Annotated in this window: 9 protein-coding genes; 4 read left to right on the top strand and 5 right to left on the bottom strand. The window is 67.9% G+C overall.

The window, feature by feature from the left end; translation table 11 throughout:
- Nucleotides 1-65: 65 nt before the first annotated feature.
- From OV207_RS27835 to OV207_RS27825, 3 genes are read right to left on the bottom strand one after another with little or no spacing between them, the layout of a single operon-like run.
- On the bottom strand, nucleotides 66-3,530 hold the full coding sequence (locus tag OV207_RS27835) for a hypothetical protein (protein WP_267558086.1): 3,465 nt from the start codon (nucleotides 3,528-3,530) through the stop codon (nucleotides 66-68).
- On the bottom strand, nucleotides 3,524-4,063 hold the full coding sequence (locus OV207_RS27830; RefSeq protein WP_267558085.1) for a DUF1318 domain-containing protein: 540 nt from the start codon (nucleotides 4,061-4,063) through the stop codon (nucleotides 3,524-3,526). The genes OV207_RS27835 and OV207_RS27830 overlap by 7 nt, the downstream gene beginning before the upstream one ends.
- A complete protein-coding gene (locus OV207_RS27825; protein ID WP_267558084.1) occupies nucleotides 4,060-7,746 on the bottom strand; it encodes a hypothetical protein in 3,687 nt (1,228 codons plus the stop codon). Before OV207_RS27825 ends, OV207_RS27830 begins: the two co-directional genes overlap by 4 nt.
- 500 nt (nucleotides 7,747-8,246) lie before the next feature.
- On the opposite strand from OV207_RS27825, the gene OV207_RS27820 reads away from it, so the two are divergent.
- The 4 genes from OV207_RS27820 to OV207_RS27805 are packed head-to-tail and all read left to right on the top strand — an operon-like array spanning nucleotide 8,247 to nucleotide 14,767.
- Complete coding sequence (locus tag OV207_RS27820) at nucleotides 8,247-9,377, top strand: PDDEXK nuclease domain-containing protein (protein WP_267558083.1); 1,131 nt, start codon at nucleotides 8,247-8,249, stop codon at nucleotides 9,375-9,377.
- On the top strand, nucleotides 9,374-10,330 hold the full coding sequence (locus tag OV207_RS27815) for a radical SAM protein (RefSeq protein ID WP_267558082.1): 957 nt from the start codon (nucleotides 9,374-9,376) through the stop codon (nucleotides 10,328-10,330). Before OV207_RS27820 ends, OV207_RS27815 begins: the two co-directional genes overlap by 4 nt.
- The gene (locus OV207_RS27810) at nucleotides 10,327-10,734 is read left to right on the top strand and encodes a DUF6375 family protein (RefSeq protein ID WP_267558081.1); all 408 of its coding nucleotides are present in this window, start codon (nucleotides 10,327-10,329) and stop codon (nucleotides 10,732-10,734) included. The genes OV207_RS27815 and OV207_RS27810 overlap by 4 nt, the downstream gene beginning before the upstream one ends.
- Nucleotides 10,735-10,747: 13 nt before the next feature.
- On the top strand, nucleotides 10,748-14,767 hold the full coding sequence (locus OV207_RS27805) for an NACHT domain-containing protein (protein ID WP_267558080.1): 4,020 nt from the start codon (nucleotides 10,748-10,750) through the stop codon (nucleotides 14,765-14,767).
- Between the two features lie 314 nt (nucleotides 14,768-15,081).
- Here the strand turns inward: OV207_RS27805 and OV207_RS27800 are convergent, their stop codons facing one another.
- Together OV207_RS27800 and tal are read right to left on the bottom strand one after the other, a co-directional pair.
- The gene (locus tag OV207_RS27800; protein WP_267558079.1) at nucleotides 15,082-16,389 is read right to left on the bottom strand and encodes a hypothetical protein; all 1,308 of its coding nucleotides are present in this window, start codon (nucleotides 16,387-16,389) and stop codon (nucleotides 15,082-15,084) included.
- A 418-nt stretch (nucleotides 16,390-16,807) separates the two neighbouring features.
- On the bottom strand, nucleotides 16,808-17,929 hold the full coding sequence (tal, locus tag OV207_RS27795; RefSeq protein WP_267558078.1) for a transaldolase: 1,122 nt from the start codon (nucleotides 17,927-17,929) through the stop codon (nucleotides 16,808-16,810).
- Nucleotides 17,930-18,100: the final 171 nt, after the last annotated feature.

Genomic DNA, 18,100 nt, shown 5'->3' with positions numbered 1-18,100 from the left:
CTGCTGGCCCGCCCTGCATCCAGGAGGAGGGCCAGCTCGCCGGGCCGTTCGCGTCCGTGGGGGAGCTAGGGAGTCTGGCCCGGCGTCTCCCTGGCGACCGGGCCAGGCCCCTCGGCCTCACCGAGCGCCAGGTAGACGTCGAACCACGACAGGTAGTCGCGCCAGATGGGGTCGCGCTGCTGGAGGAGGGCGCGCCGCGCCTTGTCCAGGCGCTGGGGCACGTTGAAGGGCAGCCGCGCCTTTCCTTCCGCGTGCAGCTGCGCCGCGAACCAGAGCACGTCCAGTTGCCCTGCATCGACCGGCGCGTGGGTGCGCTCCATCAGCGCGTCGGCGTGCTCCAGCGCCTTGCCCAGCCAGCGGGCCGCCAGCGCCGGGTCCTGACGGTCCACGGCGTTCTCGGCCAGCCGCAGCTCCGCCAGCGTCGCCGCGCGGATGTCCTCGTCGCGGTCCGTGTCGTCGAACTGCTCCAGGAACAGCGCGCGCCGCTGTTCGAGCGCGCGGGCCGCGGCGTCCAGGCGCCCCAGCCGCGTCTCCGCGTTGGCGCGCAGGCCCGAGGCGATGAGGCCGTAGGCGCGCTGGACCTGCCGGGGCGTGGCCCGCGCGTGGCTCAGCGTGGCCTGCACGGCGGGGAGCGCCAGGTCGCGCTCCACCTGCTCCAGGTCCTCCAACGCCTGCTGGGGCTGACCCGCGCCCAACGCCGCGGCGCTGCGGGACAGGCGCACCACCAGCCGGTTGCGCAGCCCTGCCTCGTCGCGGGGACTGGCCTCCACGAGCGGCAGCTCGCGGCCGTAGAGCGTCAGGGCCCGCTCGAACCGGCCCGCCGCGAGGTTGTAGAGGGCCGCGCGATCCAGGGCCAACGTGGTGAACCGGGCCAGCTTCGGCGCGGCGTCCACCAGGGCCAGGGCCTTGTCCGCCGCCTGCGCGGACTCCGCCTCCCGGCCGACGTGCAGGAGCGCCCGGGCGCGGGCCAGTGACACCGCCACCCCCGCCGCGTTGTCCACGTAGGGGTAGGCGTCCCGCTGGTCGAGGTAGCCCAGGGCGATGTGGTAGTTGCCCACCTGCGTGTGCAGGAGCCCCAGCGCGCCCAGCACCATGGCCTTGTAGCGGATGTTGTTGCGCACCAGGTCCAGGGCGACCAGGTAGTGCCGGTTGGCGCGCTCGGCGGCGGCGGGGTCGCGGCCGCGCAGGAAGTCCTCGTGCTGGATGGCGCCATACAGGGCCCGCGCCGCGCGCTGGTTCTTCAGCTCCGGCCAGGCCGCGCGCAGCTCCTTCACGGCCGTCGCCACCGCCTTCGCGTGGGCGTCGTCCTCCAGCTTGGTCAACCGGCGTGTCGTGACATAGGCCTTCACGAAGCGCTTGAGCGGTTCGCGCATCTTCGCGGAGGTGGTGGTGACCTCCTGCTCCACCACCTCCGGGCTGACGCCCGCTCGCAGCCGCAGGCTCATGGATTCGACGGCGCTCTCCAGCGAGCCCGTCCGCCGCGTCACGAGGTCGAAGTCGGCGCGGGCTTCGTCCAGGCGCTGCCTTCCCATCCGGCGGTATGCACGGCCCATCATCGCGCGGCGGAACAGCCGGTCAGCGCGGCGGGCCTCCTCGGTGCCAGCGGGGGCGTCCTCGACGTAGGCCGACGCCAGGGCCTCCAGCACGCCATCCGCGCCGAGGCTCGCCGCGCGCTCGACGGCGTCCTGCACCAGCGCGCGCCGCCGGAGCGGGTCCTTCTGCTGATGGTAGAAGGCCATCAGCGCATCCCGGACGGGGCGGGGCGGGCGCTCCTCGTGCAAGGCATTGACGTGCCGGCCCAGCTCCAGGGCAAAGGCATACGCGGACCCGGCGGGCGCCGTCTCGAGCGCCTGGGCCATCGCGGCGTCCGCCTCCGCATAGGGGCGCCCCCGGTACAGCGCGCGGACGGCGGCGCGGGCGAAGTCGAGCTGGTCGTCTTCACGGAAGACCTTGTTCATGGACAGCCGGCGGCCGGCGTCGTGCAGGGCCGCCCGGTCGTCGAGCGCCCGGTACAGCGCGTCCGCGCGTTCGAACCACGCCTCCAGCACCGCGCGCGGCGTGGTGTCCGTCAGCTGGGCCGCCTCCAGCTCCTGGCGCGCCCGGGTGAAGTCGCCCGAGGACTCCGCCAGCTCACTGCGCACCACGTGCTGGAAGACGGCGGACGGCGGGCTGGGCGCATGCGCGGGATCCAACGCGGCCATGCGTTGCCGTTCGGCTTCACTCAGCTCGTCCACCATGCGGCCCCGCTCGCGCTCCTTCATGGCCTTCCGGTGGTCGATGAGGATCCGCAGCGGCTCCGACAGGCCCCGGGTGGCGGGGTCCTCCACGGACGACATGTGGCGGGCGTAGAAGTCCGCCGCGTCGAAGTCCTCGAACGCCAGGTGGAGCTGGCTCAGGCGCATCATCAGCAGCCGGCGCGGCTTGGGGCGCGCTTCGCGCAGCAGGCGCTGGCGGTAGAGCAGCAGCTGGTCCGCGCGCCTCCCCACCATCCCCAGCTCCTCATTGAGGCGGGGCACGTCCCAGTCGCTGGGGACCAGGCCGTCCAGCGGCAGCTGATACACGTCCAGCGATTTGTCGCGTGAACAGGTGGCGATGAGGGACGCGGCCGCGGGCGCCGGGTACTGGCAGCTCCAGGCCACGCTGGTGAGCTGGTCCGGACTGGAGGCCGCGGCTTGTTGGGGCGCGTCGTCCCGGTCGGACGCGAAGGGCACCCGGAACAACACCCCGCTGTCGCTGGCGTCAATCGCGCCATCCGCGTTGGAGTCGGTGAAGAACTGCACCACGTACAGCGAACGCCCATCGCGGGCGAACACGGGCTGGCCGGTCTGCCCCGGCAGGTCGAGCGTCAGCGGGATGGGGGTCGCGTCGGGGCGGTCCAGCCGGAGCGCCTCCAGATGGGGCGCGGCGCGCGCGGCGAAGCCCGGGCCCACCTGCTGCACGGAGCGCTCGATGGGGACGTACACCAGCCAGCGCCCATCGGGGGAGACCGTGGGGCTGGTCAGGTTGCGCACGAGCAGCGGGCGCACGCCCCACTCGCGCTCCACCGCGACCCGCGACAGGCGCAGGTCGCCCTGGATGTCCGCGCGGCTCACCAGCGCGATGTGCGCGTTGTCGATCCACTCGGCCTGAAGCGCGCTGGTCTCCTCCTCCAGGCAGTGGCGCTCCTCGGCGGCCGGCAGGTCCCTCACGCACAGCTGCCCGCCGGCCTGGGTCCGGAACGAGATGTAGAGCAGGCGCTTGCCATCGGGGCTGATGCGCGGCCACGTCACGTCCGCGCCTTCGTCGAAGAGGCGCCGCTCGCGGCCCTGCTCCAGGTCCTGGGTGTAGAGCTCGGTCGCGATGTTGCGGTTGGACACGAAGAGCAGCGTGTTCCCATCCGGCGCCAGCTGCCCCAGGAACTGGTCCCCCATGCCCACGGTGAGCCGCGAGAGCGTGCGCATGCCCCCGTCGGGCTCGTCATCCTGGGCCCCGGCCACGCCCGCCAGGAGCACGCACAGGACCGCGAGCCACCGGCCCCCGGGCGTCAGCACTTCTTCTCTCCCCAGGTGCCGTCGCCCGCTTCCACCCAGCCGCCGCAGACCACCCCTTCCGCGTGTGCCTGCTGCCAGGTCTTGCGCAGCGTTGCCTCCGGCACGCCCGGTCGCACCGAGTGCATCCACTGCCACACCTGCATCCGGCCGCGGTTCACCCGCTCCACCAGCGCGACGTCGTCGGAGGACATGCGCCCGGCCTGACACTGGCGCCGGGTGACCACCAGCAGCCCCTCCCGGCCCTCGCCCACGCAGTGACGCCGCAACAGATCGTCGACGCGGTCCGCCTGCGTCCTGCCGATGTTCTCGATGAGCGGCGTGGGCTGGACGCCCAGGTCCTCCAGTTGGTTGGGCGTGAGCGGCACGGGCGTCGGGTTCATGCCCGCGCGGGCCAGCCGCTGCTCCACGTCCTTGAACGAGCCCGCGGCCTGTTCCTCCAGCGCCGTCGCGCGGTCGACCAGGACGATCTCCGGGGCGCGGATGCAGCCAGGAGCGGCGAGCGCGGCGAGGAGCAGCAACCCACGGTGTTTCATGGCGTGGCCTCCGGGGGAGTCAGGGAGAGGAGCATCCGGTCGACGAGCGGTCCCATGGGGATGCCCCGGATCTCATCGATGCTGATGAGCTTCGCCAGCCCGCCCATGGTGATGCGCAGGCTGCCGAAGCCCTGGTTGAAGCTCACCCGCACGTTCTCCGGGTAGCCCAGTCGCAATGCGTAGCGGACGCGGTTGGTGGCGGGATCCACGTGGCGTGGATCCTCCAGGTCGAGCAGGTCGAGCAGGTGGCGGTTGCCGATGCGCAGGATCTCCGCGCGCCCGTTGACGCTGCGGTCCCTGGCGGAGATGACCACGGCGGCGTTGCCGTCGAAGGGCTCGCCCCGGGACGACTTCACGCCCGTCGCCCGCACGTGGGCCTCCAGCGTGGAGTGCTTGCCCTGCCAGTCCAGCAGGCACTGGCCGGTGATGCGCCCGCCCCGGACGCCCATCTCCAGCTGGCTCATGGACACCACGTTCTGGTGGATGGACAGGTTGCCCGCGAGGGGCGCGATGGTGAGCATGGGCGTGGTGATGCGGCCCACCGACACGAAGCTGCTGCCCGACATCAGGGGGTGCTGGTCGGCGAAGCGCAGCATCGAGTAGGGGTTGACGTCGCTGTCGCTCAAGAGCCGCACCTGACCATCGGTGAACTGCACGTTCTCCGTCAGCGGCACGTTGCCATCGAGCGTCTCGACCGCGACGCCGGAGCCGGGCAGCCGCAGGTTCACGTTCTGGAAGACCAGGTGGGAGAGGGTCCGGAAGACCACGAGGTCGGGTGACGCCACCCGGAAGGTGACGGCGACCTTGCCGCTGCTCTCGATGCGGCCCGCTTGCGCGAGCCGGGACAGGTCCTGCTCCAGCTCTCCTCGGAAGGCCAGCCGGCGCCGGCCGTCGCTGAAGTCGAACCGCCCCTGCACCTTCAGCTCGGTGCCGGTCCCCGGGCTGGAGAGCTTCAGGTCGGGGACGTGGAGGACGCCACGGGGGTTGTGGCGGAGGGTGAAGGACGTCTCCAGGTCCTGGGCGGGGTAGGGCAGCGCCGGCTTCTGTTCAAGGGTGCGGACCTTGATCTGGTGTCTGCCTTCCATCTCCTCCGCTTCCAGCTTGTCGGTGAAGTTGACGGTGGTGTCGCTTGATAGCCCGGCGAATGACAGGCGCCGGTCGCTCATGCCCACGGAGAGCTTCTCCGCCGTCAGGAGGCTGTGGAGGCGGCGCCGGGGCCCGTCGATGTGTGACTCGGCCTTCCAGTGCGCCTCGGGGAGGTTGATGGACAGGGCGTCCTGCTTCCAGCGGAGCCCCCGCCCGTCCACCTCCGCGGTCCCGTCGAAGGCGATGGTGCGCAGCGGATCGGGCGCGAAGCGTGGGGTGCCATCCGCGGCGAAGCCCGTGAGCACGCCGAACAGCGTGCCGTGGATCTCCCCGTTGAAGGCCATCCGCGAGGGCTCCAGCTCCCGGGGCACCCGGGCCCGGACCAGCAGGGGCGAAAGGGGACCCAGGGGCGGAAGGTCGCCCTTCACGTCCACGCGGAGTCCCCGGGTCTTGCGGTCGAAGGCCAGCGCGGCGTCGAGAGAGAGCTTCAGCCCCGTCTGGCCGGTGATTCCCAGCCGAAGCGAAGGCTTGCGGCGATCCAGGTCCAGCGTGAGGCGCTGATGCTGGGCGCCCGCGTCGCTGTCGCCAATGCGCAGCCCTTCGAACTGGAGGTCCAGCTCGCCCTGGTGGCGCCACGCATCGCCGTGGGAGCGCAGCACGAAGGCGGCGTCGCGCGCCGTCACGTCGCCCCAGCCCGGCCGCTGCAAGCGCAGCTCCGTCTGGTGCTCCAGCCGGGGGGAGGCGGAGAAGAGCGCCGTCAGCTTGCCCTTGGACGTCAGGGCCACCCCCAACTCCTTCCAGGGGACGTGCGCGGCGACGGAGTCGGGGATGAAGGGCCGGGCGGCGATGAGGTCCGGCGTCTTCACGTCCAGCGCATAGGCGACGTCGTCGGTCCCCTTGGTGGCCTCCAACGACGCGTGCAGCGTGCCGACGTCGAGCTCCAGCCGGGCGCGCGCGCGGCTGCGCCGGGGCTCATCCCAAACGGGGAACGCGTCCCATGCGTGGAGCTTCACGTTCACCGGGCCCTTCAGCAGCTCGCGTCCCTCCGCCGTAGTGACCTGGAGCATCCCCACGGGGATGTCTGCCTTCAGCGTGAAGGGCGGCTTGCCGGCGAGCGGAGCCTGAAGACCCAATCCCAGGCGCTCGGCCATCACCTGGACGCCGGAGGCGCGGGCCTCCAGGGCCTCCACCTTGCCAGACAGGGCCACGTCCCCCGCGACCTGGAGGGGCGATGCGAGGTCCGGTCGCAGCTGGCGGCCTGTCAGCTCGCCGGAGGCCTTGGGGATGCGCAGCGCGGTGGGCCCCCGGACATCCAGCCCCTGGAGCGCGAAGGTGAGCTGCGCGGTGAGCCCCTGCTGGGGATCCGGGGTCGCGCTCAGGGAGATGGTTCCGCCGCCGAGTGACAGCCGGAGCGTGTCCTGGCTGTGCTGGAGCGCCGAGACCTCCACCTCCAGCCCGAGCCTGCCCTGTGGCCCCAGTTGGGGCATGGCGCTGAGCGTGACGTCCCGCGCATCCAGGTGCACCTTGCCGCGCTCCAGGGAGACGGGGCGCAGGTCAGCGGGAACCGCTTGCAACAGCCGTCCCAGGTCCACGTCCGCCAGGGCCCGGGTCAGGACGGGGGGAAGCTCCGCCGCATCCGGGAGCACCAGTTGCGCCTGCACTTCGGCGCTGTCGGCCAGTCGGGTGCGGTCCAGGTCGACGGCGATGTGCTGCTTGTCGCCCTCGAACTTCGCCGACACCGCGCCGTGCAGCAGCGTGCGGACGGTGAACCGGGGATCAAACGTCTGCCGTGCGACGTCCAGGTCCACCTTCGCGCGTGCGTCGGAGGCACCCACCTCCACTGAGAGGGTCAGCTCCAGCTCGGCCTGGGCGGCGGGCGTCGCGGGAGCTTCCCGGCCCAGGACGAGCGGCAGGGGCCGTCCGGGCTGGCCCAGCTCCGCGAAGAGCTTCCATTTCCCGTCGTGGCGCTTCGCTTCAATCCCGGCTGCGAGCCCGCCCAGGGTCCAGCGGTCGACCACGGCGCTGTTCCGGACGCGGACGTAGCCCAGGGACACGTTCGACAGCTCAATCCTCCCGAACGGAGGGGCGGAGGCGAGGAAGTCCGCGGCCTGCCGCGAGGCTCCGAGGGGAGGTTCGACGGGCGCCGGCTCGGGGGCCTCGGGGCCCGACAAGGCATCGACGGAGGTTGGGCCCGCATCATCGGCCACCTGGGTGAAGGTCACGTCCCTCGCGACCACGCGTTCGACGCGCGGTGTCCGGCTCAGCAGGTCACCGGGCGACCAGTGCGCCTCCAGCCTCCCGACGCGCAGCAGCTCGGGTGCGGCGCTGTCGAACGGCGGCGGGGTCCGCACCACCAGCCCCTCCAGGTACAACCCGGAGAGCACCGCGACGCGCGCGGCCTGGTAGTCCACCCGCAGGCCACTGGCCGCTTCCACCTGGGAGACGATGCGCTGCTTCAGCCAGGGGCGACCGAGGTCGTGCAGCGCGGCCACTGCGACAACCACGAGCAGCACGACGGTCGCGACGAGCCCGAGCAGCGCGCCCGCGATGATCCGCTTCACTCGCCGACGAGGCCGTCCAGCTCCGGGGGATTCCATGATGTTCCGTCGAGGCGAGCAGCCACCCGCGTCCTACCATGCGGTGGAATCGGGCTTCAATCCGAGGTTCCCTCGGAGACGGAGGGCGGGCAGGGCGGCACGGTGCGCCCGGTTTTCGCTTCAACCACGGCCGGAGGGCGCCATTCCCGCAGGGCCGTCGCGAGTGGAGTGTCCACGAAGTAATCCAACATAAATTCAGCCTTACGGCCTTTCCCTCGGCCTCACACCCTCTGCCTCCCGTCGAGCAGGGTGCCATGGCAAGCACCCGAATGGTGCGTTCACTGCTTGGGAGCGCCGGGGCAAGCTCACATGCAATGACGTGTTCGCTGACGCACTCGGGCACTGGCCCCGAATTTCCGGTAGCCGCAATGGGGTGGTCCTTTGGTGGGTCTCTGGGAAAGAAACGCGGTCTTCCCCGCCGAAACGGGACACGAAATCGACCGGCCAGATTCGCTTGCGAAATTGCAAGGTTCGCCGGAACCTATGTTCCCCCCTTTCGCATGACGAAGAAGTCCTCCTCGAAGAAGCGCCTCACGCGCACGAAGCCCGCAGCCACCAAGGCGACGGCGCTCGCCGTGCCTCGTGCAAAGCGGGCGATCGTCGACGGCGGAGACACGCGGTTCGTCGAGATCATCGTGCTCATCGAGGCGGCCCGACGACGCGTGTACCAGGCGGTGAACACGGAGCTGGTGGCCCACTACTGGGAGCTGGGCGAGTACATCAGCCAGAAGATCGCCAGCGCCGAGTGGGGCGATGGCATCGTCGAGGATCTCGCCGCCGATCTCGCGAGGCGCTACCCGGGCGTCCGGGGCTATACGCGCCCGAACCTCTTTCGGATGCGACAGTTCTATGAGGCGTACCGGTCGAACCGAAAAGTCTCACCGCTGGTGAGACAATTGCCGTGGACGCACCACCTCATCATCCTCAGCCAGGCCAAGCCCGTCGAGACACGCGAGTTCTACATCCTCGCCGCCATCAAGGATCGCTGGCCCAAGCGGGAACTCGAACGGCAGATCCGATCGGGCGCCGTCCTTCGCGAGGCACGCGCCACGAAGAAAGTCTCGCCAGCGGTGAGACAAACCCACCCGACGGCAATCGACGAGTTCAAGAACGCCTACAACATTGAGTTTCTCGGCCTCGCCGCGGATCACTCCGAGGCCGACCTCCACGACGCGCTCCTTCGGAACCTCGGCCGCTTCCTCACCGAGCTGGGTCGCGACTTCTGTTTCGTCGGCTCGCAGTACCCGGTGCAGGTCGGTAGCCAGGACTTCGCGATCGACCTCGTGTTCTTCCACCGTGGTATTCAGTGCCTCGTCGCCTTCGAGCTGAAGGTCGACAAGTTCAAGCCTGCCGATCTCGGACAGCTGTCGTTCTACGTCGAGGCGCTTGACCGCGACGTGAAGAAGCTCCACGAGCGGCCCTCGATAGGCGTGCTCCTCTGCGCAACGAAGGACGACGAGGTCGTCGAGTACGCGCTCGCGCGGACGACGGCGCCCACGCTCGTCGCCGAGTACCAGACGTTCCTGCCGTCAAAGGAGCTGTTACGGGCGAAGCTCCACGAGTTGTACGCGCAGCTCGCGCCGAAGAATGCGGTCGTTCCCCGAGCGACGCATCTACGGAGACGCTCATGAACGGCACCTCATCCCACGAACGTCGTGCCACTCCACGACGCCAGTGGAAGCAACGGTGTTCGGCGGCAGGCGTACATCTCTTCGACCGCACCACTGGTCTAAACGTACTTCTCGACGAACTCCCTGTTCCTGCCTCTCTCCACTCTCGCGCACCTCGGCAGGTCTCCATCGCGCTCACGAACCGCTGCGACTTGGCGTGCGCGCACTGCTACGCGCCGAAGTCTCGCGACGAGCTGCGGTTCGACACGATCACGCGATGGCTTGCTGAACTCGATGCGCACGGCACTCTGGGGATCGGATTCGGTGGTGGTGAGCCGACGCGCTACCCCGAATTCGTAAAGCTCTGTCAGTACGCGGCCCACGAGACGCGGCTCTCGGTGTCGTTCACGACGCACGGCCACCACATTGACAGTGAGCTGGCTGAGCGCCTTCGCGGCAGCGTCCACTTCATCCGCGTGAGCATGGACGGTGTTGGTGCGACCTACGAGTCCATCCGACGGCGTTCGTTCGCCGAGCTACTTGAACGCCTGGGATGCGTTCGAGCCATCTCACGCTTCGGCGTCAACGTTGTCATCAACGAGCGCACGCTGCCCGACCTTAATGACGTCGCCCGCTTTGCCGCAGATGCTGGAGCGTGCGAGCTGTTGCTGCTCCCGCAGGTGGCCGTGCGCAGCGTGAAGGAGATCGACGTGGGTGCCGTACAGGGCCTTCGTCGTTGGGTCGACGCGTATAGAGGCCCCCTGAAGTTGTGCATCAACGAGGCGAGCGCCGAGGGCTTTCCGACCTGTGATCCGTTGAGTGAGGAACGTGGTCTCCGCGCATACGCACACATCGACGCGATGGGTGTGCTCAAGCATTCCTCCTACGCCGAGGTCGGCATTCCACTCGGCGAGGGTGGCGTGCTGCAGGCGCTCGACCGACTCGCTCACGACCTCGCGGAGAACGACACATGAAAATCTGGTACCAACACGGCTCCGAGCACTCCGCGAACCTTGTGATGATCGGTCACTTCGAGAATGCCAGTGATGCAACGAAGGCCAAGGAGATCATCGACGCGCTGACGAGCCAAGTCGCCGAGGATCAAACCAACGGTACTCTGACCTTGGGCAGCCCATCGGATCGGTACGGCAGCGCAATGCTCGACCTGCTCGGGCGCCTGAACGTCTCCATCGGACCTCAGGAGGTCGAGCAGTTTGCATACGAGGTCAGCGTCAAGATCGAAGGCAATGACCTCGTCCTAACGACGGAGGAAATCGACATCTCTGCGTTCCTCAAGGTGATGTTTCTGAAGGGCGCGCGGATCGAGGTCTACTCGGCCCACGACTACCCGGACACGGCCCACGGGAAAGACCGATGAACGTGGAGACGCGATGCCAGCGCTGAACTGGGACATCTTCGCCGGTTTACCGGGGAGCGCGGAGAAGAACTTCGAGCTGCTCTGCCGGGGCATCGTGCGCCAGAACTTCGGCAGCTTCGGCGCCTTTCGTGCCCTCGCGAACCAGCCGGGCGTGGAGTTCCATCTTAAGCTCGACAAGCACTGCGATGCGCTCGGCGATCCGGGGCGGTGGTGGGGCTGGCAGTGCAAGTGGTACGACCTCGCTGCCAACGGCTCGTTGGGGGCGACAAGGCGAGCGAAGATCGAGGAAGGTCTCCGAAAGACAGAGGCCCATCTTCCTGACCTCACGGATTGGGTCCTGTGGACACGCCGTACGCTGACCAAGGACGACCAAGACTGGTTCAACCGGCTCTCATCGAAGATGAAGCTCCACCTCTGGACGGGTGACGAGGTCGACAACCATCTTGCTGGGCAAGCGGCGGTTCTTCGCAGCACCTACTTCGGCGAGCTGGTACTAACGCCAGACATCCTGCGTGAACGCCACGAGCAGGCCGTCGCTCCGATTCGAGCACGGTGGCAGCCCGAGGTGCATCACGTTGGCGAAGCCGAGCGTGAGCTGCGCCGCATGCTTGGCGAGGCGGAGTCGTTGGACGAGCTTCGTGCGCTATCGGCAGAGCTGCGCACATCTGCCGAGGCAGTCGAGGCCTCGCCACCGGTGCCTCCTCTACTCGCACCGTTCGTGACGGGTGTCGTCGCGACGTCAAGGCAATCGGCAGACACCCTGGACAGGGTTGCTGAAGGCATCCGTAACGGCGATCTGGATTTGCTTCGCGATGAGTTCGATGCGCATCCACGCGCGCTCCCCGTCGCCGTAGCGACGGCCCCTCGGAGACTTCGAACCGGGAACCACCGAGCCGGTCTCTACGCAACGAATACTGTTGCCGGTTGTCACGACGCAGTACGGCTGCTCGGTGATGTCGAGGCAGGTTTTTCTTCGCGGTTGGTTGCAGTGCTTGCGCCAGCGGGCTGTGGGAAGACGCACCTCGCGGCTCAACTCACGGCAGGAACGACGACGCGACCCCACGGAGTGCTGCTACACGGCCGAGACCTGCACGCGACTTACACGCTCGATGACTTGGCTCGCCGCGTATCGATCGCGGCTCAGCCTGTGCCGAGCATCGAGTCCTTGCTCACAGCGGTGGATGCCGCAGGACAGCGGGCTCGCCACCGTCTTCCAGTGTTCATCGACGGCCTCAATGAGTCCGAGGATCCACGGACGTGGAAGCCCCTACTCGCCTCGTTAGAGACCACCCTCGCGAAGTATCCCTACGTACTTCTGGTTTGCACCTTGCGACCCGAGTTTGTGGACGATGCTCTCCCCGATGGAACACGCTGCGTCGAGATCAAGGACTACGGAGAGGAGACCGTTGAGGCGGCTCGTGAGCACTTCCGCTACTGGAAGATTGACGCCACGGACGCCTCATTGCCCGGATTCTTGCGACACCCGCTCACGCTACGGCTCTTCTGCGAGGTGACGAACCCGACTAGGCAGCAGCTCGTCGGCGCCAATGCGATGCCGGGTTCACTGACGGCGCTCTTCGAGCGCTACCTGGAGCAAGTTGGCGTTCGGGTCGTCGAGCTGGCTCCTCGCGCGCACCGGTTCTATGCACACGACGTGAACGCGGCGATCGCGACCATCGCCAACAAGCTGTGGGAGTCGGGAGCCCGTTCGATTGAGCTCGCCGAGCTGCGAAACCTCCTCGGCGATGCGCAGCGGCCCTGGGACCAGAGCCTCGTGCGAGCGCTGGAGCATGAGGGTGTCCTGCTCCGCATGCCTTCGAACGGAAGCGACACGTTTGTGCCCGTGTACGACCTATTGGGCGGACACGTCATCGCCAACGCGCTGCTTGCGAAGCATGGGCAGAGTTCCTTCGAGACGTGGATCAAAAAGCCGTCAACCACGACCTTGCTCGCTGGCGACTACAACGTCCGCCATCCGCTTGCCGATGACGTTGTCCTGTCGTTGGTCGGGCAGGTGCCTCGACGGTTTCGCTCGAAGCAGCTCTGGCAGTTGGTAGACGAACCGCTGCGTGGGCGTGCTCTTCGGTCGGCGGCGCACCTCGAACCGGCGTTCCTCGACGCGGTGACGGTCGACGCATTGCTCGACCTCATGCGCACAGGAGACGCAGAGATTCTTAATCGCCTCTGGCAAGTGCGAGGAACGCCAAGCCACCCGCTGAACGCCGAGGCACTGGACCGAACACTGCGGACGATGACGGTGGCGGATCGCGACCTGCGGTGGACAGAGTGGCTCCGCAGGAACCATGACGATGTGTTGGCGAGAGGTCGAAGTGTACTCCGCGACCTAGAACATCTGGAGCAGCGCTGGCGGTCGAAGCAAGTGCGCACCGGCGATAGGCTGCGCGCTCGCTGGGTGATGTGGACGCTCACGAGTACGGTCCGGCCGCTTCGAGACCAAGCGACTCGCGCTCTCTATTGGTTCGGGCGCGTCGATCCCGAAGGGCTCTTCTTACTGACCATCGACTCGCTGGCCGTGAACGACGCCTACGTGGGCGAGCGCATGCTCGCGGCCGCATACGGTATCGTCCTGAGCCACCAGCATGCAGACGCTGAGTTCGCAGCACATCTAAAGCCGTTTCTCGAGCAGGTTGAGTCGACGCTCGTGGGATCGTCTGCGAGCGCGCCAACGCACCACTACCTCGCACGACTCTACGTGCGAGGCATCGTCGCCTTCGCCACGAAGTTCTACGCGTCTGCACTTTCCGGCTCGCTGAGCGGAACGTGGTCGTTCGCTGTACCCGCACCGGTACAGCCCTTGGCCAAGGGCGACGCAGGAGCAGATGAGGCGGGGCGAACGCTCCACATGGACTTCGAGAACTACAAACTGGGGAGGCTGTTCGAAGACCGTTCCAACTACGACATGGACCATGCAGGCCATCAGGCTGCGGTGGCGTATGTACGAGGCGTTGTGTCGGAGCTCGGCTGGCGAACTGCGAGCTTCGATGCGCTGGACCGCAGGATCGCCGAGGATGCCTATCGATATGGTCGTGGAGGTCGTCCGCCTGTAGAACGCTACGGCAAGAAGTACGGCTGGATCGGCTTCTTCACGTACGCTGGGCTACTCGAGGATCGGGGCCACTTTCCTCGCACGAGTCGTCCGTTCTCCGACGTCGATATCGACCCGTCATTCCCGGAGGAGCCGCCCACTGACGGGAGGGCTTCGGTGCTCGAGGCGTGGCTATCTCCGACCGTGGAGAGCCACGAAGATTGGGTGCGTAAGGGCACCACGTCGCTACCTATCGGTATCATTCGTCGAGACGCAATCGGTGGACACCCTGGACCGTGGCTCGCCGTACATGGCCATGTCAGCGCTAGCGACAGGGTGCTTGGCCGCCATGCGTGGGCGTCCATTTCGGCGCTGGTGGTCTCGAAGGAAAGCGAGCCACGACTTGTGTCCGCCCTGATGGCCGGGACTCGCCCGTGGGGAACTAGTGACGTTCCGAGCGACCACTACATCTTCGCCGGCGAAATCCCCTGGCACCCCAACTTCGCGTCCGCGGCGCTCGCCGAGGACGCATACTGCGAGAATGTACGCGTCGATATCGATGCGGTGGACGTGGAGGTGCTTGCACACGACTACGCGTGGGAGAGCTACCACAGTGAGATGAACCGAGCGGGAAACGCGCGGGTGCCGTCCCAGCCCTTCTCGCATCGATTCGATCTTCGCAGCGCCGCGCAATCCTTCGATCAGTTCCTCCCAGACGGAAGCCGGGCCACGATCACCCTCAGCGGAGTCGATGGGCTCGATGCTGACATTCTCTACGTTCGAGAGGAGCTGCTCCGGCAGTACGCAGGCGGGCGCGCCATTGTGTGGTTCGCGTTCGGCGAGCGAGAATTACGACCCTATCCGCCATCGCCACCCCAGTGGTTAGTTGATGCCCATCGGCAGGAGGCCAATGCGTGGCACGTTGTGTTGACTGAGGCCGACATCAAAGTGGAGTCGCCCCCGTCAAATCGGACAGTTCAAGGTTGAGAGTTAGCAGTACGGAAGGGTGTGGCTCTCATCCTGAGCACGCTCCGAGGGGAGCTGGATGCTCGCCCAACCGCCAAGCTCCGCACAAGGGGCTGAACTCACGAGGGGACTGCTGGCTGCTCAGGATGAGAGCCACACCCGTACGGAACTCGAAAGGAGTCCTGCTCGCGAGGAGGAGGTCCTTAAGCCGGGCGTGCGCCTGGGGCCGTTTGCGATCGCCCTGCAGGGCCTTGCGCCGCCTCCACTTGGAAACGGAGTCGGAGCTCCGGGGCTGGTGGCTGCCCCGGAGCCCGCGATGTTGAAGACTGTTGTCGCTACTCCCGTGCTTCGCTCAACCCCGCAGGGCAGGTGAAGCTGACCGGCGCGGACCAGAGCTGGGCCGCGCCGTCGTCCTCGATGGCGGAGAAGAAGACGCGGTTGCCCGAGCGGACGAACGGCTCTCTCCCCGCGTTCGGAATCCCCAGGACCCGGACACCCGACAGTTGGCCGGTCGTCGCCACGGTGCCCCGGGTGAACCAGGGCGTGGAGACGGAATTGGACTCACTGTGGAAGAGGACAACGCCCCCGCCGGTGGCGAACACCGGGGAGTCGCTGTACGGATCCACGGGCAGCGCGCGGGAGAGCTGGCGCGTCCCCGCGGCGGTCCCATTGCTCGTCCACAGCGACACCTCCTGGAGTACGCCCCCCGTGTCGCGCAGGCCCACCGAGAAGTAGAGGCTGCCTCCGGAGACGGTCTTCTGCCGCACCTCGGGCAACAGGCCGGCCGGATTGGGGGGCAGGGTGGTGATGAGCGTCTTGCCCCCGCCGCCCAATGACAGACGGTCGATGCGCAGCCGGTTCGTCGTCGGCTCCGTGGACGCCACGTAGACGAAGGAGCCCAACGTCCCGAGCAACTGGACGGGCCTGCCGAACGCGTCCATCCGGAACGTGCCCCCCGCCGTGCCATCCGTTCGCCAGACCTCGTGGTTCGGGCCGTCCTGGAAGACGAACAGGCCCGGACTCCCCGCCGCGCTCACCTCCCTGAGGCTCACGGCGCCCGCATCCACCTGCTTGAGGGCGCGCGTCCCCGCGCTCGTGCCGTCGGTGCGCCACAGCGTGGTGCTCCCTCCCTGGGAGCGGAAGAAGAGCAGGGCGTTGCCGACGCGCAGGGTCTGGCCCTGGTCGAGTCCGATGACCCCGGGGAGCTGCGCGACCCCCACCGTGCCCACGCTCGTCCCATCCGAGCGCCACAGCTCGGGGGCCATTCCCACCGGCTGGTGGAAGAAGACCAGCCGGCTGCCGAGGGCCGTGAAGCTGGACAGCAGCGAGCCGCCCAGGCTGTCGCGCGGGAAGGACCTGAGGAACCGCGTTCCACCCGACGTCCCATCGCTGATCCAGAGCTGCTCCGTCGGCACTCCCAGTTCGGAGAGCTGGAAGTAGAGCGTGTTGCCCACCGCCACCGAGTCGCCCGTCGCGTAGATGCCGGTCGGGAACACCCGCACCTGGACGGTGCCCGCCTCCGTGCCATCACTGCGCCACAGGAGGGTGCCACCCCCGGGGGCGCCGGTGGTGAAGTAGAGCGTCCCCTGCACATCGGTGGGTTCGTACAGGGCGGAGTTGATGGCCTTCACCCGTGACGCCACCCCGGCAGGACACGCCTGGGCCGTCACCTGGCGAGAGCCTTCTCCTTCGGGAGAGACAGGAGGGAACTCTCCCCCACACCCCGCGACCGCCAGCCCCAGCCATCCCAGGGCACCCCAATTCCTGACCTGCATTGTCTTCTCCTTCCGACGCGAAGCGTTCGGAAGGTCATGTGCAAGGAATTGTCCTTCAAGGAGCACGCCGAGGAGGTGCGAGTGTTTCCGGACACCGCGATGCCTGCCTTTCCTGTCCGGTGTCGGCCTGCCTCCTACGCTGGAGAAGCGCGATGTCCTGAAGCTTCGCGCGGCCAGCCGCGCACGGTGAAGCGGGGCCCGCGCTGGAAGGCCCCCTGGCGAACCTGGGCGCCTTCGAGGTCCGCGAGCACGCGGAGCCCCCACCGCTGGCGGTGCAGCCGCCGCGCTAGGTCTTCGCCAGCTTCTCGCCCACGGCGGACAGGAGCTGGTCGAAGGACTCCTCGAACAGGCGGATGCCGTCGGTGGCCAGCTGGTCGGTGACGGTCTTCATGGAGATGCCGGAGGTCTCCAACTGGCGCATCGTCGCCTCCGCGGCCGGGAGGTCCTCCTCCAGGCTCGCGCGCACCTTGCCGTGGTCCCGGAAGGCATCAATCGTCGCGGGCGGCATGGTGTTCACCGTGTCCTTGCCGATGAGCTCCTCCACGTAGAGCACGTCACGCAGCTTGGGGCTCTTGGTGCTGGTGCTCGCCCAGAGCACGCGCTGCACCTTGGCGCCCTTCTTCGCGAGCGCCTCCCACCGGGCGCCGCTGAAGACCTGCTTGAAGGTGCGGTAGGCGAGCTTCGCGTTGGCGATGGCCACCTTGCCGCTCAGGCCCTCCAACGCCTTCTGCTGCTCGGGCGTGGCGCCCGCCTTCACCTTCTTCTCAATCTCCTTGTCCACGATGGCGTCGATGCGGCTGATGAAGAACGACGCCACGCTCGCGACACGGCTCACGTCCCCGCCTGACGCGGCGAACTTCTCCAGGCCGGACACGTACGCCTCGGCGATCTCCTTGTAGCGCTCCTGGCTGAAGAGCAGCGTCACGTTGACGTTGATGCCTTCGGCGGTGAGCTGCTCGAAGGCCGGCAGCCCCGGCAGCGTGCCCGGGACCTTGATCATCACGTTGGGGCGCGCGAGCGTCTTCCACAGCCGCCGCGCCTCCTCCAGCGTCGCCTTCGTGTCGAGCGCGAGCCGGGGCGACACCTCCAGCGACGCGTAGCCGTCCTGGCCCTTCGTCGCCTCGTAGACCGGCTTCAGGATGTCGGCCGCGCCCTGGACGTCCCGCACCGCCAGCTGCTCATAGAGGTCGTTGCCGGACAGGCCCTTGCCCTTCGCCGCGTCGAAGAGGTCCTGGTAGTCCTCGCTGCCCGACACCGCCTTCTGGAAGATGGTGGGGTTGGAGGTGAGGCCCTTGAGCCCGTCCTCTTCAATGAACTTCTTCAGGGTGCCCTTCGTGATGTAGCTGCGCTGGAGGTTGTCCACCCAGAGGGATTGGCCAAGCTCGGCAAGCTGTCGAAGCGGGTTCATGGGTCTATCTCCGGGGGGAGCGCGGAGGCTCCCGGATGGCGTTCGTTCAAGATGACCACGTCCAGTCCCCCATGTCCGAGCGGGCGGGCGGGCACTCGCGGATTCTGCCTGGGCCCGGGGCCGGCGGGGTGGACCGCTTCTCCCAGGCCGCGTCAGTCAACACAGTACGGA

Origin of the sequence: Corallococcus sp. BB11-1, assembly GCF_026626625.1 — a bacterium.
In the GTDB taxonomy this organism is placed as follows: Bacteria; Myxococcota; Myxococcia; order Myxococcales; family Myxococcaceae; genus Corallococcus; species Corallococcus soli.
Note: the sequence above shows the minus strand (reverse complement) of the source record. Positions and strands in the feature narration are given on the sequence as shown.

Excerpts from the sequence above, each read along its gene's own strand:
- OV207_RS27830 (WP_267558085.1), bottom strand. The coding sequence starts at position 4,063 with ATGAAACACCGTGGGTTGCTGCTCCTCGCCGCGCTCGCCGCTCCTGGC.
- OV207_RS27825 (WP_267558084.1), bottom strand. The coding sequence starts at position 7,746 with ATGGAATCCCCCGGAGCTGGACGGCCTCGTCGGCGAGTGAAGCGGATC.
- OV207_RS27820 (WP_267558083.1), top strand. The coding sequence starts at position 8,247 with ATGACGAAGAAGTCCTCCTCGAAGAAGCGCCTCACGCGCACGAAGCCC.
- OV207_RS27815 (WP_267558082.1), top strand. The coding sequence starts at position 9,374 with ATGAACGGCACCTCATCCCACGAACGTCGTGCCACTCCACGACGCCAG.
- OV207_RS27810 (WP_267558081.1), top strand. The coding sequence starts at position 10,327 with ATGAAAATCTGGTACCAACACGGCTCCGAGCACTCCGCGAACCTTGTG.
- OV207_RS27805 (WP_267558080.1), top strand. The coding sequence starts at position 10,748 with ATGCCAGCGCTGAACTGGGACATCTTCGCCGGTTTACCGGGGAGCGCG.
- tal (WP_267558078.1), bottom strand. The coding sequence starts at position 17,929 with ATGAACCCGCTTCGACAGCTTGCCGAGCTTGGCCAATCCCTCTGGGTG.